The organism is Castellaniella sp., from assembly GCF_049650445.1.
GTDB lineage: Bacteria > Pseudomonadota > Gammaproteobacteria > Burkholderiales > Burkholderiaceae_B > Castellaniella.
Genome location: NZ_JBASAD010000011.1, coordinates 56,535 through 77,742 on the forward strand (window position 1 = coordinate 56,535; position 21,208 = coordinate 77,742).

Genomic DNA, 21,208 nt, shown 5'->3' on the forward strand with positions numbered 1-21,208 from the left:
CCTTCGATCAGCCGGGACTTTCCGGCATACCCTGCCGACTGCACAGGCATGATTTACACGACGTTTTTCTCGATGATGGGCCGACCTTCCAGAATGCGCCGCCACCCCATCCGGCTCAGGTCCAGCGTCCGGAACCGCCCATGGACGATCAGTTCCGACAAAGCCCTGCCGACGGCGGGCGACTGCTGCATCCCATGGCCGCTGAAGCCATTGGCAAAATAAAGATTGTGCAGATCAGGGTGCAGGCCCAGGATCACGTTCTGATCGACCAGATTCATGTCGTAGTGCCCTGCCCAGCTGCGCCCGCAGCGCAACGCCTCGAAGGCCGGCACGCGATGGGCCAGCAAGGGCCAGAGCACCTCCTCGAACAAGGCGTGCTGCACATCGAAATCCAGGCATTCTGTATCCTGGTCCGGCGGCGGCGCGATGCCGGTGATGAAGCCCTGCCCCTCGGGACGGAAATACGCCCCGCTGGGATCGATCACCATGGGGCAGCCCGGCAGGCGCTCCGGGCATTGCACATAGAAGACACTGCGCTTGCGCGCCTGCACCGGCAGTTCGATGCCCGCCAGACGCGACAGCGCCGGTGCGCCGGTGCCGGCGGCGTTGATCAGGACGCCGCAGGACAGCTGTGTGCCGTCATCGAGACGCACGCCCGTGACCTGCGCGCCGCTTCGGTTGATACCCACGACGCGGCGCGCCAGGTAGGCAGCGCCCTGGGCGATGGCCTTGTGCCGCAGCCCCTGCATCATGCCGTAGGCGTCCAGCCAGCCTTCGCCGCTCAGGCCCAGCGCACCAGCGGCCAGGTCATCCACGTTCAGCCAGGGATACCGGTCGCGCAACGCGTCGGCATCCAGCAGGGCGATATCCGCCCCTTCGCGGCACTGTACGACGTGGTTTTCCTGCAGGACGGGCAGACCGGCGGGCGTGGCCAGAAACAGGTAACCGCCTTCGTGGAAAGCCGGATCGGGCCGGACGCCGTCCACCGCCAGGGTATCGGCGAAGGTGCGCAGAAACTCCGTACCGAAGCGAGACATGCGGATGTTCTCCTCGGTGGAGAACTGATGGCGGATGGACGCGGCCGAGAGCGCCGTCGCACAATGCTGATAGGTGGGATCGGGTTCGATGACGACCACGGAGCCGTTGAAATCCGGGTCGGCGGTCAGAAAATAAGCCGCCGCGCTGCCGACGGCGGCGCCGCCTGCGATGATGACGTCGAAATGCGTTTGATCCATCCTGCTGCGCTCCTCTAGGGATCATCTGAACAAGTCATCGGGATCGTCGGGCGGTGTGACACCTCCGATTGCGAGATCATTGTGGAAGCAAATTTTTCTATTTTCTCTAGGTATTTTCCCTTTAAGAAAATTTTTTCTTATTTAAAAAGTGCGTGATATCCTGTCCCGGATCGGTCCCTTTCATCGACTTTTTCGAGACAGCCCGGAGCCACGCCATGAACCATCAGGATCTTCTACGCACATTCGGCCTGGACGCCGGCACGCTTTCCGCCGGCGGCCTGCCTGTCCATTCCCCCATCGACGGCGCCCGGCTGGCGGACCTGCGGCCGCACGACGCGGACGAGGCCCGGCGCATGATCGCCCAGGCCCACGGCGCCTTCCTGGCCTGGCGTCAGGTGCCCGCGCCCCGGCGCGGTGAGCTGGTGCGCCTGCTGGGCGAGGAACTGCGGTCCCACAAACAGGCGCTGGGCCGCCTGGTGTCCCTCGAAGCCGGCAAGATCACCGCCGAGGGCGAAGGCGAGGTCCAGGAAATGATCGACATCTGCGACTTCGCCGTCGGTCTGTCACGGCAGTTGCACGGCCTGACCATCGCGTCCGAACGGCCCGGTCACCGCATGATGGAAACCTGGCATCCGCTGGGCGTGGTGGGCGTGATTTCCGCTTTCAACTTCCCGGTGGCGGTCTGGTCCTGGAACACCGCCCTGGCCCTGGTCTGCGGCGACCCGGTCGTCTGGAAGCCCTCGGAAAAAACGCCGCTGACGGCGCTCGCCTGCCAAGCCCTGTTCCGGCGCGCCCTGGCCCGTTTCGGCGACGCGCCCGACGGCCTGCTGCACGTGCTGGTAGGCGCGCGCGATCTGGGCGAAGCGCTGGTCGATGACCCCCGGGTGGCGCTGGTCTCCGCCACCGGGTCCACGCGCATGGGCCGCGAGGTCGGGCCGCGCGTGGCGCAGCGCTTCGGCCGCTGCCTGCTGGAACTGGGTGGCAACAACGCCATCATCGTGGCGCCGTCAGCCGACCTGGACATGGCCGCGCGCGGCATTCTGTTCGGCGCCATCGGCACGGCCGGGCAGCGCTGCACCACCACACGCCGCCTGATCGTCCACGAATCGGTCGCCGACGCCCTGCTGGCGCGGCTGAAGGCCGCCTACGCCAGCGCCACGGTAGGCGATCCATTGGACTCCGGCACCCTGGTCGGACCGCTGATCGATCAGGCTGCCTTTGACGCCATGCAGGCGGCGTTGAAGCAGGCCCGAGACCAGGGCGGCACCGTGACGGGCGGCGAGCGCCTGCTGGCCGACCGTCATCCGGATGCCTGGTACGTCCGCCCCGCCCTGGCCGACATGCCCGGCCAGACGGACATCGTGCGCCACGAGACCTTCGCCCCGATCCTGTATGTCCTGCGCTACCGAGAATTCGATGAGGCCCTGGCCCTGCACAACGACGTGCCGCAAGGCCTGTCCTCGGCGATCTTCACCACGGACCTGCGCGAAGCCGAGACCTTTCTGGGTGCCACGGGATCGGACTGCGGCATCGCCAACGTCAACATCGGCACCTCGGGTGCCGAGATCGGCGGGGCCTTTGGCGGTGAAAAGGAAACCGGCGGCGGACGCGAATCCGGGTCCGACGCCTGGAAGGCCTATATGCGCCGCGCCACCAACACGGTCAACTATTCCCGCGAACTGCCCTTGGCGCAGGGCATTCAATTCGGTTGACGCCGCGGACCGCCCGGACCCACGGATGCCAGCTCATTGCCAGCCCCAGCGGCTGACATAGAAACCCTTCATCCACTGCGCCAAGGCCACGTACCCCAGCAGAATCAGGGGCAGCAGCGCGAAGTACAGCGGCGGCAGCGCCTGCAGCCGCAGCCCTTCTGCCAGCGGGCCCATCGGCAGGAACAGACCTGCCGCCATGATGGCCGCCGTCATTGCCAGCAGCGGCCAGGCCGCCCGGCTCTGCACGAAAGGCACTTTGGACGTGCGGATCATGTGCACGATCAGGGTCTGGGTCAGCAGGCCCACCACGAACCAGCCCGACTGGAACAAGGTCTGCCGCTCCGGCGTATTCGCCCCGAACACGAACCACATCATGGCAAAGGTCAGGATGTCGAACACCGAGCTGATCGGGCCGAAGAACAGCATGAAGCGGCCGATCTCGCCGGGCTGCCAGCGTTGCGGGCTTCGCACCTGCTCCTCGTCCACGCGATCGAACGGGATCGCGGCCTGCGAAACGTCGTACAGCAGATTCTGCACCAGCAGTTGAATCGGCAGCATGGGCAGAAAAGGGATGAAGGCGCTGGCGACCAGCACCGAAAAGACATTGCCGAAGTTCGAGCTGGCCGTCATCTTGATGTACTTCAGCATATTGGCAAAGGTGCGACGGCCTTCGATCACGCCCTCCTCCAGGACCATCAGGCTCTTTTCCAGCAAGATGACGTCGGCAGCCTCACGGGCGATGTCCACCGCTGTGTCCACCGAAATGCCGACGTCGGCCGCACGCAGCGCGGGCGCGTCGTTGATCCCGTCGCCCAGGAAACCGACGACGTGTCCGTTGCCCTTGAGCAGCCGCACGATGCGTTCCTTGTGCATGGGCGTCAGGCGGGCGAACACCTGGTGCGATTCCACCGCCTGCGCCAGCGCGGCATCGTCCATGACCTCCACGTCCCCGCCCAGCAATACGCTGCCGGGCGCCAGACCCACGTCGCGGCAGACCTTTGCCGCAACCCGCTCGTTGTCGCCCGTCAGCACCTTGACCGACACACCATGTTCGGCCAAAGCCGCCAGGGCGGCCGCCGTGGATTCCTTCGGTGGGTCCAGGAACGCAATGGTGCCCGCCAGGACCAGCCCTTGCTCGTCGGCTACGCCATAGGCGTCACGCGGGGGCTCCGGCATGCGGTACGCCACGGCGACCACCCTCAAGCCTTCGTCGTTCAACGACGAGGCCACCGCCCGGATACGCTCCAGCCGCACGGCGGTCAGCGGGGTCTCCATCCCATCGTGCAACACGCGATCGCAAACCCGCAGGATTTCTTCCACCGCGCCCTTGGTGATCAGCACGTGCCGGCTGTCCTCATCGGCCACCACCACCGACATGCGGCGGCGCTCGAAATCGAAGGGAATCTCGTCGATTTTGAGATAGGACGCAGCCCGACCGGGCGGCCCCTCGGCATCCGCCTGCGCCAGAACGGCCTCGTCCAGCAGGTTCTTCAGCCCGGTCTGGTGACGGCTGTTGAGCCAGGCCAGTTCCAGCACCCGGCCAGAGGTCTCGCCCCAGGCGTCCGCATGCCGCTCCAGCACGATCCGATCCTGCGTGAGCGTGCCGGTCTTGTCGGTGCACAACACGTCCATGGCGCCCAGGTTCTGGATCGCGTCCAGGCGCTTGACCACGACCTTGTGGCGCGACAGCACAACCGCCCCCTTGGCCAGGGTGGAGGTCGCGATCATGGGCAGCATCTCCGGCGTCAGGCCCACCGCGACGGACAGCGCGAACAACAGGGCCTCGGTCCAATCGCCCTTGGTGAAGCCGTTGAGCAACAGCACCACCGGGGCCATCACCAGCATGAAGCGGATCAGCAGCCAGCTCACCTGGTTCACCCCCGCCTGGAACGAGGTCGGCCCCCGATCCACAGCCTGCACGCGGCCGGCCAGCGCGCCGAAATACGTGCGATCGCCGGTGTTCAGCACCACGGCCGTCGCCGCCCCCGACACCACATTCGTGCCCATGAACAGGACGTTGTCCAGTTCGAGCGCATTGGCGGTCGCGGCATCCGCGTGCTCGGCGAATTTTTCCACCGGCAGTGATTCGCCCGTCATCGCGGCCTGTGCCACAAACAGATCCTTGGCCGACAACACCCGGCAATCCGCCGGGATCATGTCCCCCGCTGCCAGGCGCACGATGTCGCCCGGCACCAGCATCCGCACCGGCACCTCGACGCCGCGCGCCGGCGCCACCGCCAGATGCACGCCGAAATAGGCCTCGGCCTGCGGCGCGGCATCGGCCGACACCGCACGCCGCGTGACGGTGGCGGTATTGCCCACCAGCGCCTTCAGCGCATCGGCCGCCCGATTGGAACGGACCTCCTGCCAAAAGCGCAGCAGCGTGGACAGCGCCACCATCGTCCCGATCACGACGACGGCTTCCATATCCTCGGTCCACCCCGAAATCGCGGCCAGCAGCGTCAGCAGCAGGTTGAAGGGATTGCGGTAGCAATGCCACAGGTGCCGCCACCACGGCAGCGGTTTTTCACGGCCCACTTCGTTGAAGCCGACCCGCTCACGGATCGCCTCGGCCTGCTGTTCAGTCAGACCATCGATGTGGCTGCCGAGCCGATCGAGCAGTGCGCTCCGGTCGTCCAGGGCTGCGGCGGCCAGTGCCCGGGAAAGCGCGTCCGGCGCGTCACGGCCAACGCCCGTCCGGACGACGGAATCGAGCATGTCCCGCCGGCCGAAATGCCGGGTCATGCGGCGGGCGTGCAAAAAACCCGCGAAAAGATTCTTCAGGATGGTGATGTGCATTGTTATTCTCCTTGACGCCACCATCCCGTTGAAATCAGGACGGTGGCTTGTAAGGCTGTGGGTCTGGGTTCATGGTTTTTTTAAGGTTCAAGAATCGGAAAATGGATGGGACGCACGCACGCCAACCGCCTGGAAGCAACGCATCCAGAACGACGCCCGACACAGTGCCCGCCGTCATGGTCGCGACATGACGAACGAACGCCCTCTCGGGGCGATACGAATGTAAGGAGAGAGACCGGAGGCCGGAGAAGGCCGTCCGGGCTGCCGCCCTGCTCTACGGGCAAGGCGGCGAGAAGACTCGCGGTTACCTTGCCTGCGGGAGGCCGATCAGGGATCGACGACTGGGTAAGTCCACAGGAGGAACTCCGGGAAATGAAGACGGCAAAATTTTAATCCGGGCCCAGGTAAAGAGGCAAGCATCAAAGGACAGACGCATTGCGCGGAGCAGCCGGGGGCGATACGCTTGCCGGACCATCTTCCCGGAGCCTCCCTTTGTCCAGCAGCCCCATCACCAACGAACTCCTGCACGTCCTGTTCATCATCGCCATCGCCGCCGAAGCCATGACCGCTGCGCTGGCGGCCGGGCGGCGGGAAATGGACTGGCTGGGCGTGTGCATGCTGGGCTGCGTCACTGCGCTGGGCGGCGGTTCGGTGCGCGACCTGCTGCTGAATCACCACCCCCTGACATGGATCGCCCACCCGTCCTACCTGCTGATCACCGGCGGCGCGGCCCTGGTCACCATCGCGCTGGCCCGCTTCATCCACTCGCTGCGGCATCTGTTCCTGTTCCTGGACGCAGTCGGCCTGGTGGTCTTCACGGTGATCGGCTGCGACATCGCCCTGGGCCTGGGCCTGCCCTGGAGCATCGCCATCGTCTCGGGCATGATCACCGGCTGCGTGGGCGGCGTGCTGCGCGACGTGCTGTGCAACGAAGTCCCGCTGCTGTTCCGCGCCGAACTCTACGCCACGGTATCCATCGTCGCCGGCGCTCTGTACGTCGGCGGTCTGGCACTGGACCTGCACCAGGGAGCCGTCACGGGCGGCGCGCTGGCGATCGGCCTGGGGTTGCGGCTGCTGGCCCTGCGCTTCTGCTGGAGCATGCCCAAATTCGTCTATACGCGGGATCTGCACTGAGGCAAACGCAGTGTACGCAGGGGATACCGTCGATGCGTCCCACGCCTGTTTGCGCGACAATCACCTTCTGACCGCCCATCCAGTCCCAGGGGACTTCCCATGTTCCTGCATACCCTGCTGCTCATCCTGACGATCCACGCCGTGGCCCTGATATCGCCCGGCCCCGACTTCGCCGTCGTCACCCGCCTGTCCATCGTCTCGGGCCGCCGCGCCGGCCTGTGGGCGGCGGCGGGGGTCGCCAGCGCCATCGGCCTCTACACCCTGGTCAGCCTGCTGGGCCTGACCCTGGTACTGGCCGCCCTGCCGGGCCTGTCGCGCGCCCTGTCCATCGCCGGCGCCCTCTACCTGATGTGGCTGGGCATCCAGTGCCTGCGGTCCAAGGGCCACATGCCCGAATCGGGTTCCTCCGCCCCGAGCGGGCGGCGCGCCTACGTGACCGGGTTCTTCACTAACCTGCTCAACCCCAAGGCCATGCTGTATTTCGGCTCCATCCTGTCCCAGGCGGTCACGCCGGATCTGGGTGGCGCGCACCTGGCCGTCGTCTGGACCCTGCTGGTGGCCGAATCCCTGCTGTGGTTCGCCCTGGTAGCCACGCTGTTCTCGGCCCCGCGCATGCTGCAATGGCTGCGCACCCGCCTGCGCTGGTTCGACCGCGCCATCGGCGTGGTGCTGCTGGGACTGGCGGCCAAGGTCGGCAGTTCGGGAATGTAGTCGCGCCGGCTCAGGCCACCGCCGCTCCGCCGGCCGGACAGCCGCTGTGAAAGCGGAATTCCGCGTCCGGCGACTCGATCAGTTCCTGCTCAACCTGACGGATTCTAAGCACCGCGCGCTCGACGTCGCGGGCTTCGCCGAAACGCTGCGCGAAGCGCAGATAGCCCTGGTAGTGGCGGCTTTCCGATTGCAGCAGCCCGGCGTAGAACGCGGCCAGTTCTTCGTCCAGATGCGGCACCAGCGCGGCGAAACGTTCGCATGAACGGGCCTCGATGAAGGCGCCCACGATCAGCGTATCGACCAGTTTCGCCGGCTCGTGGGTGCGGACCGCCGCCCGCAGCCCGGACGCATAGCGGCTGGCCGTCAAGGGCCGCAACGCGATGCCGCGCCGCTTCATCAGGCGCTGCACCTGCTCGTGATGCACCAGCTCCTCACGCGCCAGCTTTGACAGGGCCGCCGACAACTCGGCATCCTGCCCGTAACGCGCAATCAGGCTCATCGCAGTCGCGGCGGCCTTCAGTTCGCAATTGCGATGGTCGAGCAACAGCACATCCTGCTGCGCCAGCGCGGCCCGCACCCAGGCTTCGGGCGTAGGACACGGCAGAAAATCGAGCAGATCGGCGGGCAATGCGGGTGAAATCATGCGGCAGTCCGAGGTCAGTGGGCGGGCGGCGACCCGCCGGTCGTATCGGGAGAGGGTGCGGGCCCAGGCATGAAGCGCCAGGCGATCAACCACCCCAGCACCTGCACGGCAAATAGCGTGGCCACGGTGCCGGGCCAGCCTCCCAGGGTATAGGCGATGCCGCAGCCCCAGGCGCCCACAAAACCGCCGCAATAATACGCCCCGTAATACAGGCCGCTGGCCAGCGATCGGCCGCTGGTGACCCGGTGGGCGATGAAACTCATCGTCGCCGACTGCGTCACGAACACCCCGCAGGCCGCCACGGCCAGCGCGGCCACGATACCCCAGGCCCAGGGCACCAGCGCCCCCAGTACGCCCACCGCCGATATCGCGACGGCCGCCAGCACCGTGCGCCGCGAGCCGATGCGCGGAATGAAGCGCCCCGCCATCGGCGTGACCACCACCCCCAGCAGGTAGACGCTGAAAATATTGGCCAGATCGCCCGAACTGAAGCGGTAAGGCTCTGCCGCCAGGTGCAGGTTGACGAAGGTGAACAAGCCCACCAGCGCGAACAGCACCGTGAAGCCCAGCGCGCACGCGGCCTGCAGCGCAGGATTGCGCAGGACCCGGCCCAGCGTCGACAGGCTGTCGGCAAAACGGGCATTGGCGGTGAAATGGCGCGAAGGCGGCAGGCCGCGCCACACCAGCCAGGCGCCCACCAGATTCAGCACGGCCATCAAGCCGAACGCGGTGCGCCAGGCCATGAATTCGGCCAGATGCCCCATCAGAAAACGGCCCAGAAAACCGCCCAGCACCGTGCCGGCCACATATCCCGTCATGACCCGCACCATCGAGGCGCCGCGGAATTCCTCGCCCACGTAGGCGATCACCACCACCGACACACCCGGCACCGCCAGCCCCTGCAGAAAGCGCAGCACCAGCAGACCATGCACGGACTGTACCTGCATCATCAGCGCCGTGGGCACGGCCAGCGCGAACACCGATACCGTGATCAGCCATTTGCGCCCCAGGGCGTCGGACAGCATGCCGATGAACGGCGAGATCAGCGCCACCGCCAGCACCGTCATCCCCACGGCATTGCCGATCTCGACCACCGAAGCGTTCAGATCCCGCTGCAATTCCGGCAGGATGGACTGCACCGAATAGACCTGGATGAAGGCGAACACGCCCACCAGCGCCACCGTCAGCAACGGCGGGACGGTGAGGCGGTAATAGTCGTCGGGAGTCGAAGGAGGAGAAGCGGACATGGGAAAAGGGCCGGAAGCAGGTGCGAGGGCCCAGCGGGTCCGCAGGGGGTTAGATTAACAGGTGGGGGCTGAGCCGTGTCTCACGCCCGTTCACCAGTTCCCGACAGTTCATAGCTGGTACTGCGTCCCCCTGCTTCCGAACGCCGCAGCACGCCCAACCGGATCAGCTCGCTGATGTCTCGCAGCGCGGTGTCGGGCGAGCACTTGGCGAGCGCCGCCCATTTCCCACTGGTCAGCTTGCCCTCGAAGCCATCGAGCAGGCGATTCAGCACCCGCACCTGTCGGGCATTGAGCGAAGCGCCCGACACGCGCTGCCAGAATCTCGCCTTGTCCAATACGGCATCCAGCGACCGATGCGCATGGCCCACTGCCTCGTCCAGCATCCGCAGGAACCACAGCAGCCACTCGGTCACGTCCAGCGTCCCCTTTTGCGTGCGCTCCAGGATGTCGTAATACGCCTTGCGTTCGCGCTGGATCTGCGCCGACAGGCTGTAGAAGCGCTGCGGACTGCCATCGGCCCGGGCCAGCAGCAGGTCGCCGATGGCCCGAGCCACACGGCCATTGCCGTCCTCGAAAGGATGCAGCGTGACGAACCACAGGTGACCGAGCCCGGCCCGGATCAGTGCCGGCGCCGCCGCATCGGGCGCGTTCACCCAGCCCAGAAAGCGCGCGAGTTCCGCCGGCAGGCGCGCGGCGGGAGGGGCCTCATAGTGCACTTTCTGGCGACCCACCGGACCGGACACCACCTGCATCGGCCCATGCGCATCATCCCGCCAGGCACCGGTGACGATCCGGCTCAAACCCGAATATCCCGTCGGAAACAGTGCGGCATGCCATGCGAACAGTCGCTCGACCGTCAGCGGGTCAGCGCTGCGGGCCGTGGCGTCGATCACCATCTCCACGACACCTTCTACATGTCGATCGGCCGGGGCCAGCGCGCCGATATCCACCCCGAGACGGCGCGCCAGCGACGAGCGCACCGAAGCGGCGTTCAAATGCTCGCCTTCGATCTCGCTGGTCTTGAGCACGTCGTCCGTCAGCGCGGCCAGGCTGGCCTCGTCACGCAGGCCCAGGCCGACGTCAGCGAGGCGCCCCAGCAGCAAGCCCTGCGCGCGGCTGACCCGCGACAGGGGCTCGGCCAGCGCCGCCAGATCGTAGCGCCAGTCCGGCCAGTCGGGAGTTTGCCAGATGTAGAGGTAATCACCACTATTCATGCGGTGATTATGGGGTGGATTTGGTGCGAGAGCAAGGGATTCACCGCAGGGAATGCGGTGATTATGGGGGTTATTCGCCGCTCATATGCGGGAGGGATTCAGAATGTCCAACACGCTGTTGGGCAATCCTCACTGCACACACGACCTGGAGTCAAACAGTCTGTCCCAGCGGCAACGCGTTCAGTTCCGCACGAGCATCCCGCCAGGCAGGATAGTGTTGGGCCAGCAACGATATGAACCGCTCATTGTGCGTCGGTTCGATCAGATGGATCATTTCATGCACGATCACATATTCAAGCAAGTCACGAGGCTTCTTGGCCAGTTCCGTGTTGAGCCGAATGTGAGCCTGACGATGATTGCAACTACCCCATTTGGTTTTCATTCGCTGCAGGAAGTAACCATTGACCTTCACGCCGATCCGTGGCTCCCAGTATTCGATCAAAGGGGCAATGGCCTGATGTAGCAAACCGCGTTGCCAGCGTCGATAAATGGCTTCGCGCTTGGCTGCATCGGAGCCGGGGCGCACAGACAAGGTGATGCGACGGTGATCCATTTTCACCGCAGGCGGGGCATCGCGCTCCAGCACCGAGAGCAGATAGCGGCGTCCCCAGACGTAATGGCTTTCCCTGGTGACGAACTGGCGGTGTGTTTCACGCGCCTGTGTCAGCAATTGCGCCTGTTGCTGACGAATCCAGCGCAGTTTGGACGCAGCATAGGCACGTGCCACCTCCAGCCGTGTACCCATCGGGGCCACCAGCGTCACTTTCCCCTCAGGCGGATGCACAGAAAGATGGACATTCTTCACAGCCTTGAACGTGACGGTGATGTCCAGTTCCCCCAGACGTATGTGCGTCTGCGTCATCAGTAGCCCGGCTGATTTCTCAGCAAATCGAATAGTTTGAGCGTGGCCTCGCGGTTGCGTCCGGTCAACGGGTGCAGGAAATTCTGCACGATGCGTTCCTTGGCTTCGTCGCCACGCCATCCTGCCGGGGCTTCGTCACGCATCACACGATCGATTTTCAGCGCCAGCAAGGCCAACGGGTCTCCGTACTCGGACTGTGTCTCTTTGACTACACCATCCGTATCGGGCAGCACATCGCCGGAAATGATGTCAGGCAAATTGCGATAAATCACCAGCGCACCTGCATTGCCGCGCAACATGGCAGATTCATTGATATCGTGTTGTTTCGCGCGGTGCTTCTTCAGTATGTCTTCCGCCTTGCTCAGGAATGATTCGTAGGCCTCGGTGCCTTCACGGCTTTGCTGGATCAGGTCATCGAGCAGCTTGGACATCTGCTCATAAAAGCGCGGATCGGTCAGGCGATCTCGGATGATAGTCTTGCGGACGTTATTGATGATAGTTTCCGCAATGGCGTTCTTCGACAGCTTGCCCTTCTCATTGAGTTTCTTGGCGATGGCGTCGTGGATGCCGGTCTCGATAATCAGCTCGGTCAGCGACAGTTCAGCCAACTCGCCCAACGCCTGCGCTGGCTCGGCCTGGATATAGGTGTTGATGAGGTGGCGCATGTCGGCCTCATAGGGCTTGATATCCAGCTCTTCGCCGCTGTAATGTTTGATGGCCGAACGCACCTCGGCATAGAACTCTGTTTCCCGCCGCAAGGTGTCGGCTTCGCTGTCTGAGTAACCCGCCTCGGTCAGGTTCTGGGCAATGTCCGCGAAGGCACGCAGATAGGTCGCCACCGCCTTGTAGAAGGCAATACGCAACGCCTCGCTTTCCAGCAGCGCCTCCGGATCACCAGCGTGACCGCAGAAATAGTGGATGAATTGCTCCAGCTCATGCGGCTGCGGCACCGGCTCGCACAGGTAATGCAGCGCTTCACGGGCTTCGTCCAGTTGCTTGCGGCCTTCCTCCAGCCAATTTTTCAGATGAACGTTGTTGTCGCCGCCATTGCCAGCATCGATGTCCAACTCGTCGGAGCTGTACACCGCAATGGCCTGCTGCACGTCACCGAAAAGCTCCTTGTAATCGACGATATGGCCATAGTCCTTGTCGTCACCGTCAAGCCGGTTAGTACGGCAGATGGCCTGGAACAGGTTATGGTCGTGCAGCTCGTTGTCCAGGTAGATATAGGTGCAACTGGGGGCATCAAAGCCGGTAAGCAGCTTGCTGACCACGATCAGCAGCTTCATGTTGGCCGGTTCCTCGATGAAGCGGCGCTTGGTTTCGTCTTCGTACTGCTTGATGGTCTGGCCAGTACGCAACACATGCTGCTTGTAGGTGTCGAACTTGTAGCGCTCGTCGCTGCCGGCCGATTCTTTCGAGATGGCAACCGGGTTGGATTCGTACGAGGTGATGATGCCCACATAGGGGCCGAAATGCGTGTTCTGGAACAACCGGAAGTAATGGCAGGCATCATAGATAGAAGCCGCCACCAGAATCGCCGTGCCGCGGTCATTGTCCAGACGAGGCTTGAGGCTGAAATCCTCAATGAGGTTGGCAACGATGCGATCCTTGCGTTCCTTGGCGCTCATCAGCTCTTCCATCGTGGCCCAGCGCTTACGCAGGATGGATTTTTGGAAGTTGTTCAGTCCGCGCGTTTTCTTCTCGAACCAGGCATCGATGGCCTTGCGTGAAGTCAGCCGCTGCGGCACATCGCGGGCCTCGTATTTCAAATCCAGCACCACCTTGTCGGCCACCGCTTCGTGGAACTTGTAGGTGTGGATATACGTGCCGAACACTTCACGGGTGGTTTGCCGATCCTTACGCAACAACGGTGTGCCGGTGAAGCCGATGAAGATGGCGTCGGCCAGCCAGCGCTTCATCTGCTTGTTCATGTTGCCGCCCTGGGTGCGGTGGCACTCGTCCACGAATACATAGAAACGCCCATGGATGGGCGGTGGCTCGCCCTTGAGATCGGCCGCATCGAACTTGTGGATCAGCGCGCACAACAAGCGCGGTGTGGTGGCACCGAGTTTTTGCACGAAGTCTGCGCGTGAAGTGATGCGCGGGGGAGCCGATCCCTCGCCGATCACCCCGGCATTGCGCATCACGCCTTCGATCTGCTTGTCCAGCTCGTCGCGGTCCGTCACCACCAACACCCGTGCCTGCGGGTCATGCTCCAGCAACCACTTGGCCAACAACACCATCAGGATGCTCTTGCCGCTGCCCTGGGTGTGCCAGATCACGCCACCCTCGCGTTTGGCGATGCGTTCCTGCGCGGCCTTGATGCCCTGGTACTGGTGCTGCCGGGGCACCTTCTTGAAACCCGCATCGAAGATCACGAAGTTGCGGATCAAATCCAGCAACCGCGCCTTCTCACACATCTGGGCCAGCGGGCGATCCAGCAATGCGCCCACCGTTGCCATGGCTGACGGTTGCTCATCCTTCCACTGCACGAAGAACTGTTCCGGTGTGCCGGTGGTGCCGTAGCGCAAACCTTGCGCATCGCTGCCCGCCAGCAGCAACTGCACGGTGCTGAAGAAGCCCTGATTGAAGGTTTCCTCCTGATTGCTGCACAACTGGCGAATACCATCGCCCACATCGACCGAGCTGCGCTTGAGCTCGATCACCACCACCGCCAGGCCATTGATGTACAAAACGATGTCCGGCCGGCGGGTGCTCCCGCCCCGCAGCGTCACTTCCTCAGCCAGCGCGAAGTGATTGAGCTCGGGCTGCGCCCAGTCGATCAACTGCACTGTCTCATGCGATTGGCCCGCCGCGATCCGCACCGGCACGCCGTAGCGAAGTAACTGATAGGTGCGCAGATTGGCCTGATAGGGCGTGATGCCTGTGACATCCACCGCGATTTCCAGCTTCTGCAAGGCTGCGCTGATGTGAGGGGACGAGTACCCGCGAGCGGCCAAATTGGCACGCAGCAACTCGGTTTCGATGGCGCGATTGTGGTCGCGCTTGCTCCAGTTTCCCAGGTGTTCGTAGCCCAGGCCGCCATCGGCCACCGGAGTGGCGAACAACCGCGCCACACGGTTTTGAGAGTTGCGCTCGGAGCGTGGCATGGATTGGGTCATCGCATCATTCCTCGGTGCCATCATCCGTGGGGGAGCCCAGTTCCCGCTCGATTTGCTCGATACTGGGCAGACTGGTCTGCAATTCCGCAGGCAGGGACGCGACCAGTTGGTATTCAGCCACGCCCAGCGGCTGGGCGTTGTTGCGCAGTGCGTATTCAGCCACCACCTTGTTCTTGCCTTTGCACAGCAGCAGGCCGATGGTCGGACCATCGTCTGGATGCTTCACTTGTTCGTCCACCGCCGTCAGGTAGAAACCCAACTGCCCCAAGTGCTCAGGCTTGAACTTGCCGCCCTTGAGTTCTATCACAACGTAGCAACGCAGTTTGAGGTGGTAGAACATCAGATCGATGAAAAACTCGTCACCCCCTACGCTCAGCAATACCTGGCGGCCCACGAAGGCGAAGCCCGCGCCCAGCTCCAGCAAGAACTCGGTGACGTGCCTGACCAGCGCGTCCTCGATCTCCCGTTCCTGCGCCTCATCGGTCAGGCCAAGAAAGTCGAAACGGTAGGGGTCTTTGATCGACTCGCGTGCCAAGTCGGATTGCGGTGCAGGCAGCGTAGCCGTGAAATTGGTGACCGCCTGGCCGCTACGCTCCAGTAACCGGGACTCGATCTGCATCACCAGTATGTTGCGCGACCAGTTGTGCTCGATGGCCTTGGCCACGTACCACTTGCGGGTTTCGGGGCCGGGCAGCTTGTCCAGCAGTGCCAGATGGTGGTACCACGGCAATTGTGCAAGCACCGCTTGCACAAATGATTCGTCCGGCCAGGCCTCGGCAAATGCCCGCATGTACTTGAGATTGCGCGGCGAAAATCCCTTCATCTCCGGAAAGGCAACTCGCAGGTCATGTGCCAGCCGGTCAATCACCTTCGCACCCCAGCCCTGCTCGGCCTGCCGCGCCAGAATGTCACGGCCGATCTGCCAGTACAGACTCACCAGTTCCCGATTGACCGCCAACGCCGCACGCTGCTGCGCTGTGTGGATGCGTCCCTTCAGGTCGGTTAGCCAGTCGGCGTAGCCTTGCGGTGTGGAGGTTAGGGAGGCTGGCTTGTCGGTCATTGGCTTTCCACCTTCTGCATTATCCGTTATTTTCCTTATTGGACATTTCTGTAGATCACACTTCGAAATGAGTTCTGAATCAGCGCCCATTTCCCGCCGGACTCCAAACGGCACATAGGCAATCCTTTCTCATCCTGATAGCTCACCGACACATTCAGTTCCTCTTCAAAAATGTTATCTTCGGCACTGAATGTTGCTCTGATGGTAATCGTGGAACAGGCAGGCGTACGGTCTTCCACGCCCACGACCTGGCACGAAACGACCTGATGCCTTCCAAAGTCCTGCTTGGCTTCTCCGGCTTTCTTTCCCATTGCCATGCCATAGGTGTGAGAAAGCGCGTCGGCCAGTGGAGCGAACCTCCCCAGCCTCCAGTTTTCCATGAACTCAGCCACAGCACGTTCTGGAGAATTTTCAGGTAACGAGGGCGGCGATCCATCGCAGGGAAGACATGAAAAACTCTCTTTCGCTCTTGGTTTCCAAGCGTCAAGAAGATGCTTTGTTTTCTGGGTTTTCTGAAACGACTTGAGCAACTCCCCCCAAGTCGGCTCTTGTTTTTCTTTTGGAGTCTTTTTTCCTTCAGCCAGCGCCCCAGCCCAATCTCGCAGTGCGAATAAGGCCGCCCAGGTTTTCGCTGCCACGATACGGCTATCGAATGCCAATTCCCGTCCATGAAGAATACCGTGACGGTATGGAACGGAAATCGCTTCTTCGTTTGTCTTACCCCTGCCTTTAGTCATCAAGGCCACCAGTGCCTGAAGCCCTGATTCGTGCGCCGCTATGCAGTCCCACGCAGTTAGGTCTGCACCGTCAGCAAAGAGGCCCACGTGCCGGGAAACATCATTCGCCAAACCATCCATCAAGCTCAGCAACAACGGTGTGCAGGCGTGGTAGCGCCCCGCTAGATAATCCTCTTTTGCGAGTTCTGTCAGACGTATCCTTTTCCTGAACTCATCATGCCCATTGAATCGTAAAATGCCTAATTTCAAGGCATCAGCGCCATACGTACTAACAAGATAATCTTCCGCAGCGTCCAAACCATGTATTTCGAACCTTTTGATAGCATGCTTCATCACCTCCAGACTCATGGACTCATACGCAACCCAGCCTGATGGAGCAAAGAGCTCGTTGAAACGATCCGGCAGCAGGAGAATTTTGAACTGCTCTTTTAGCTCTGCGAGATTTCCTGAAAAATCGGAGAGTCGCGGAAATATTTCCTGGAACAACGGGACAGCCTGTCATATATTTTCAATAGCACTGACGCCTTGAATGAGTTCAAGCATCTCGGCTACTGACGCGTTATCAGCAATGCGCTTCTTATCTGTCACAAAGCCTCCTGTCAGCCTAAGCGTCATTCAATGTTCATATCAGCCGCGTCCTGCCGGTCAGCAGTTCCTGCATCATGGCCTGCTTGAGGGCGCGGGTCTTACTGCGGCGGGCTTCGAGAGCGGTAATTTCAGTGTCCATGTCGCTAAGGACGGCAGCTATCTCGGCTTGCTCCTCAACGGAGGGGTGTGGAATTTCGATCTTTTCGATATCGCTCATCCCAATATTCCCTTGTGAGGATGAGTTTGTCAGAAGCATAATTTGGGACACGCAGTCACCACCCTGCAATTGATAGTAGATAAATTTTGGCACCACTAATTCATTTACCCTAATCAATGCGATAGGTGACCAAATATTGAAATCAAAGTCATCCTCAACCACAGCAACCTTGCCTACTGATGCAGCTTTACCTAAAAGAATATCCCCCCGCCTTGGTTTACATTTCTTGGAAAAGACCTCATCGTCTGCTTTAGATATATAACGAAGACTCTTGAGATCAATAATATTGTTTACTAAATTATTAACTGATAAAAAAGGAACTCCATCCTCATGAAAATTCGGGGTCATATGAGGGCCATCCGTTACTGGCGTTACAACAAGCGCCTTTATTTCGCGTCGGCCCCACTTCCCACTGAACCCTGGCAATCGGGTTTGGCCGGTGAGGAGTTCCTGCATGGCGGCCTGCTTAATGACACGTTTTTTGGCAATCAAGCGATTCAGCCCATCCAGCAGCACATCCATATCGTTTAGGGCGGTGGCAATGGCATGTTGTTCATTGATAGTCGGCGGAAGCGCAGTTTGAATTTTTTTCACCCCACTGAGGCTCATGCCTGCCTTGGCGCCTATATCCGTTACTGCTCGAAATACTTTCTGTGATTCTTCCGAGGCAAGAAAGTAGCTAATGAATTTACTATTAACCTCAGCGGGATCAAATCTCAAAAGCGCGATATGTTGATTGATATAGGCCGGAACTGGAACATGCACATCGATATAACCTATTATTCCAATATCCGCCGTAATTGAAATCAGAACATCATTTTCTTCAAGCTGAGTACGCACCCCTTCGCTGCTACCTTCTGGCAACCTAACGAATCTGGTATCCGTTAAATCCAAATAAATCGACTCGCGCGTCAAATTTGTAATGCGTACGAACAGGTCGCCTCTTTCCGAATAATAGGATGCCCATCCGCGTGAACCACTGGTCAAGAATGGTTTTAACTCTCCGAGCTTCTGGACACCCCAATCCTGCGGAACAAGCCCTATTTCCGTCTGTTTGTACGCCGGCTTCACTTCCATACCGCCCCCATCTTCTTCAAGTGTGCTTCCACCTTGGCACTGAGGGTAGCCACATCATCTTCCAACTTCGGTAGCGGAGTTTCGTAACGTTCGGCCAGTTCGCGGATACGCTGAGCAAGAGTTTGTGAGATGCACTCCAGCCCTTGATCCACGTTAGTTTGCAAACGCGCCAACCATTTGTCTTCCACCACCAACGTTTTAACCTCGGCCTCGCTGAGAGCGGCATAATGGTCATAAACCTGCTGGTCGAGATCAGCGTCCAGCGTTTTGACGGCTTTCTTCAGCACGGCCTCACGGGCGCTGAGTTTCTGCCACTGCTGGAGAACAGCACGTTCGTCGGCATTATCGGGATCAGCACCAATCTCGACGAGGCGGTCTTTCACCTGCCCAACGTTGATATTGTCAAAGCCGGCAAAGGCGCCGTCTTCGCCGCTATACTCTCCTTCTAATTCGGCAATCTGGCCGGCAACGCCCTCCAGTTCAACCTGTCTGGTCTCTAACTCAGCCTGCTCGGTAGCAAAGTAGCGGGCGACGATGTATGGCTTGGGCAGCAGATCACAAGTCCAGCCCTTGTCCTTGGTCTTGCCCTTCTTGTCGGTTTCCACAATGCGCCGAGGCAGCGCCACCCAGCCGTCGGCGGCGATCAGGTAGGCGTCGTCCTGCATGGTCTCGGCCCAGTAGTCCATCAGGTGCTGGTAGATGTCGTAGGGGTCGAGCAGTGGCGCGGCGTGGAAGGTGGTGAGCAGGGTTTCGGAGACCTGCACAATCAGCGCCCTGGGCTTGTCGCCGGGCTGGATGCCGGCGAGCAGCGGCATGACGGCTTGCTGCCATTTGTCGAACAGCGTTTCGACCTTGCTGCGGAATTGCTGGAACTGCGGGTGGGCGAGGATGACGGAACGCACTTCGGCCATCGGTTGGCGTAGCCGCGCATAGCCGGGGCGTTCGGCCTCGAACAGCGCCTGGCGCAGGGCGGGCATTTCCTGCCAATCGGCGGCGAAGGCATCGATGTCGCGCTCGGGGATGCCGCCGTTGAGGTGGGCGTCGATGTCGTGCAGGTCTTCCGGCTCGCTGCTGTCGATGTAGCGCGGCAGGTTGAGGTTGTAGTCGTTGCGCTCGCTGGCGATTTCGGCCAGCGGCACCATACGGGCATAGCGCGGCTCGTCCACGCAACGGCGGAAGGCATCGACGATGCGGTGGATGTCCTGCTCGCGCAGGCGGTTCTTGGGGCCGTCCTTAATGAAGCCTTTGCTGGCGTCGATCATGAAGATGCCCTTACGGGCGCTGGCGTTTTCCTTGTCCAGCACCAGGATGCAAGCGGGGATGCCAGTGCCATAGAACAGGTTGGCAGGCAGGCCAATGATGCCCTTGAGGATGCCGGAGCGCACCAGTTGCCTGCGGATATGGGCCTCCGCATTGCCACGGAACAGCACGCCGTGTGGCAGGATGATGGCCCCCTTGCCAGTGGTGGCCTTCATGCTGCGAATGATGTGCAGCAGGTAAGCGTAGTCGCCCTGCTTGGCGGGCGGCTCGCCCCAGGTGAAGCGGTGGTACGGGTCGTTGGCCGGGTTGAGGCCGGTGGACCACTTCTTGTCGGAAAACGGCGGATTGGCGACCACGTAGTCGTAAGCACGCAGTTGTTCGCCATCCTTGAACTTGGGGTTCACCAGCGTGTCGCCGCTGAGGATGGTGGCACTGGGGAAGTCGTGCAGGATCATGTTCATTCGCGCCAGACCGGCGGTGGTCACGTCCTTTTCCTGCCCTTCCAGGGTGATCTGCCGGCCTGCCTCGGCGGCCACTTTCAGCAACAGCGATCCTGAGCCGCATGTCGGGTCATACACCGTGGTGGAAGCCTTGGTGTTGGCGTATGAAATGCCCATCACCTGGGCAATGATGCGGCTGACTTCTGCCGGGGTGTAGAACTGGCCCTTGCTCTTGCCAGAATCCTGCGCGAAGTGGCGCATCAGGTATTCGTAGGCATCGCCGAGCAGATCGTCGTTGTCGGCGCGGTTGTTGGCGAAGTTCAGCTCGGGCTTTTCGAAGATGGCGATCAGGTTGCCCAGCCGTTCGACCATGGCCGCGCCCTCGCCGAGCTTGTTGGGATCGTTGAAGTCGGGAAAGTCGCTGCGCGCCAGCTTGGTGTTGTGGTCGATCAGTTTCTGGATGACCTGGGTGTTGATTTTGTCGCCAATGTCGGCCTTGCCCTTGAGAGCCACCATGTCCTGGAACGAGGCCCCGGGCGGGATCACCACGGGCGGGGCAAAATCGTCACTGCTGCCGTATTTATCGCTGATGTACTTGATGAACAGCATAAACAGGACGTAGTCCTTGTACTGGCTGGCGTCCATGCCACCGCGCAGTTCATCACACGAAGCCCAGATAGAGCTGTAAAGGTCAGATTTCTTGACGACGCCGTTACGTGGGGTAAGCACCTTGGAGGCTGGGATAGCAGTCGCTTTATCCCGAGCTGACGAGCCTGTTTTCGCTTTTGCCTCTAGATACGACACGGAAACTTCTCGCACCTCCAGCGTGGTTGCCGGTTCCGTATTGGTCGCATAGGCTGGTGTGAGCAGAGCAACCGAACCGCCGCGCCCACGGCCGGGAACGATCCGGCTTTCCTCGATCAGTTGCTGCTTGATGCTGTCATAGGTGGATTCTTGCCATCCTAATGCCTCACGCAACCGCAGGTTCCCGGCGGACCCGCCCATGGTTTTGAGTGTGCTGATAAAGCGCTCGACCTGCTCTTCGGTAATTGTCACTTCAATATCCATCATTCTTGCCAGGATTTAGTCCGGATGGCGTTCGATGGTGTCGTTGTCGACAACTTTCCAGATAGTCAGTGAGCGCGCC

The 21,208-nt window shown here is 61.4% G+C and carries 14 protein-coding genes; 3 read left to right on the forward strand and 11 right to left on the reverse strand.

Annotation, left to right across the window (positions count from 1 at the left end; translation table 11 throughout):
* Nucleotides 1-53: 53 nt before the first annotated feature.
* Nucleotides 54-1,235, reverse strand: coding sequence for an NAD(P)/FAD-dependent oxidoreductase (locus tag WA983_RS03065; RefSeq protein WP_424311580.1), 1,182 nt, complete (start codon nt 1,233-1,235; stop codon nt 54-56).
* Nucleotides 1,236-1,450: 215 nt separating this feature from the next.
* On the opposite strand from WA983_RS03065, the gene WA983_RS03070 reads away from it, so the two are divergent.
* Entirely contained in the window at nt 1,451-2,947 is a 1,497-nt protein-coding gene (locus tag WA983_RS03070) for an aldehyde dehydrogenase family protein (RefSeq protein WP_424311581.1), read from the forward strand.
* Nucleotides 2,948-2,980: 33 nt separating this feature from the next.
* On the opposite strand, the gene mgtA is transcribed toward WA983_RS03070, so the two are convergent.
* Nucleotides 2,981-5,746 (reverse strand): magnesium-translocating P-type ATPase, encoded by a 2,766-nt coding sequence (gene mgtA, locus WA983_RS03075; RefSeq protein ID WP_424250110.1) that lies wholly within the window; start codon nt 5,744-5,746, stop codon nt 2,981-2,983.
* Between the two features lie 492 nt (nt 5,747-6,238).
* Here mgtA and WA983_RS03080 point away from each other — a divergent pair, with 492 nt between their 5' ends.
* Both WA983_RS03080 and WA983_RS03085 read left to right on the forward strand, forming a co-directional pair.
* A complete protein-coding gene (locus tag WA983_RS03080) occupies nt 6,239-6,880 on the forward strand; it encodes a trimeric intracellular cation channel family protein (RefSeq protein WP_424250112.1) in 642 nt (213 codons plus the stop codon).
* A 99-nt stretch (nt 6,881-6,979) separates the two neighbouring features.
* On the forward strand, nt 6,980-7,591 hold the full coding sequence (locus WA983_RS03085; RefSeq protein WP_424250114.1) for a LysE family translocator: 612 nt from the start codon (nt 6,980-6,982) through the stop codon (nt 7,589-7,591).
* A 10-nt stretch (nt 7,592-7,601) separates the two neighbouring features.
* Here the strand turns inward: WA983_RS03085 and WA983_RS03090 are convergent, their stop codons facing one another.
* The 9 genes from WA983_RS03090 to WA983_RS03130 all read right to left on the reverse strand — a co-directional run bounded on the left by WA983_RS03090 (nt 7,602) and on the right by WA983_RS03130 (nt 21,132).
* Complete coding sequence (locus tag WA983_RS03090) at nt 7,602-8,234, reverse strand: tRNA-(ms[2]io[6]A)-hydroxylase (RefSeq protein WP_424250116.1); 633 nt, start codon at nt 8,232-8,234, stop codon at nt 7,602-7,604.
* A 14-nt stretch (nt 8,235-8,248) separates the two neighbouring features.
* A complete protein-coding gene (locus WA983_RS03095; RefSeq protein WP_424250118.1) occupies nt 8,249-9,481 on the reverse strand; it encodes an MFS transporter in 1,233 nt (410 codons plus the stop codon).
* Between the two features lie 80 nt (nt 9,482-9,561).
* A complete protein-coding gene (locus WA983_RS03100; RefSeq protein WP_424311582.1) occupies nt 9,562-10,695 on the reverse strand; it encodes a Fic family protein in 1,134 nt (377 codons plus the stop codon).
* 151 nt (nt 10,696-10,846) lie between these two features.
* Nucleotides 10,847-11,557 (reverse strand): M48 family metallopeptidase, encoded by a 711-nt coding sequence (locus WA983_RS03105; protein WP_424311583.1) that lies wholly within the window; start codon nt 11,555-11,557, stop codon nt 10,847-10,849.
* A complete protein-coding gene (locus WA983_RS03110; protein ID WP_424311584.1) occupies nt 11,557-14,670 on the reverse strand; it encodes a type I restriction endonuclease subunit R in 3,114 nt (1,037 codons plus the stop codon). Before WA983_RS03110 ends, WA983_RS03105 begins: the two co-directional genes overlap by 1 nt.
* A gap of 16 nt (nt 14,671-14,686) precedes the next feature.
* Nucleotides 14,687-15,742, reverse strand: coding sequence for a PDDEXK nuclease domain-containing protein (locus WA983_RS03115; protein WP_424311585.1), 1,056 nt, complete (start codon nt 15,740-15,742; stop codon nt 14,687-14,689).
* A gap of 35 nt (nt 15,743-15,777) precedes the next feature.
* A complete protein-coding gene (locus tag WA983_RS03120) occupies nt 15,778-16,965 on the reverse strand; it encodes a hypothetical protein (RefSeq protein ID WP_424311586.1) in 1,188 nt (395 codons plus the stop codon).
* A gap of 136 nt (nt 16,966-17,101) precedes the next feature.
* Complete coding sequence (locus WA983_RS03125) at nt 17,102-18,361, reverse strand: restriction endonuclease subunit S (RefSeq protein ID WP_424311587.1); 1,260 nt, start codon at nt 18,359-18,361, stop codon at nt 17,102-17,104.
* On the reverse strand, nt 18,352-21,132 hold the full coding sequence (locus tag WA983_RS03130; RefSeq protein ID WP_424311588.1) for an N-6 DNA methylase: 2,781 nt from the start codon (nt 21,130-21,132) through the stop codon (nt 18,352-18,354). The genes WA983_RS03125 and WA983_RS03130 overlap by 10 nt, the downstream gene beginning before the upstream one ends.
* Nucleotides 21,133-21,208: the final 76 nt, after the last annotated feature.

Excerpts from the sequence above, each read along its gene's own strand:
- WA983_RS03110 (WP_424311584.1), bottom strand. The coding sequence starts at position 14,670 with ATGCCACGCTCCGAGCGCAACTCTCAAAACCGTGTGGCGCGGTTGTTC.
- mgtA (WP_424250110.1), bottom strand. The coding sequence starts at position 5,746 with ATGCACATCACCATCCTGAAGAATCTTTTCGCGGGTTTTTTGCACGCC.
- WA983_RS03085 (WP_424250114.1), top strand. The coding sequence starts at position 6,980 with ATGTTCCTGCATACCCTGCTGCTCATCCTGACGATCCACGCCGTGGCC.
- WA983_RS03095 (WP_424250118.1), bottom strand. The coding sequence starts at position 9,481 with ATGTCCGCTTCTCCTCCTTCGACTCCCGACGACTATTACCGCCTCACC.
- WA983_RS03130 (WP_424311588.1), bottom strand. The coding sequence starts at position 21,132 with ATGATGGATATTGAAGTGACAATTACCGAAGAGCAGGTCGAGCGCTTT.
- WA983_RS03115 (WP_424311585.1), bottom strand. The coding sequence starts at position 15,742 with ATGACCGACAAGCCAGCCTCCCTAACCTCCACACCGCAAGGCTACGCC.
- WA983_RS03105 (WP_424311583.1), bottom strand. The coding sequence starts at position 11,557 with ATGACGCAGACGCACATACGTCTGGGGGAACTGGACATCACCGTCACG.
- WA983_RS03070 (WP_424311581.1), top strand. The coding sequence starts at position 1,451 with ATGAACCATCAGGATCTTCTACGCACATTCGGCCTGGACGCCGGCACG.
- WA983_RS03125 (WP_424311587.1), bottom strand. The coding sequence starts at position 18,361 with ATGGAAGTGAAGCCGGCGTACAAACAGACGGAAATAGGGCTTGTTCCG.
- WA983_RS03090 (WP_424250116.1), bottom strand. The coding sequence starts at position 8,234 with ATGATTTCACCCGCATTGCCCGCCGATCTGCTCGATTTTCTGCCGTGT.
- WA983_RS03065 (WP_424311580.1), bottom strand. The coding sequence starts at position 1,235 with ATGGATCAAACGCATTTCGACGTCATCATCGCAGGCGGCGCCGCCGTC.
- WA983_RS03100 (WP_424311582.1), bottom strand. The coding sequence starts at position 10,695 with ATGAATAGTGGTGATTACCTCTACATCTGGCAAACTCCCGACTGGCCG.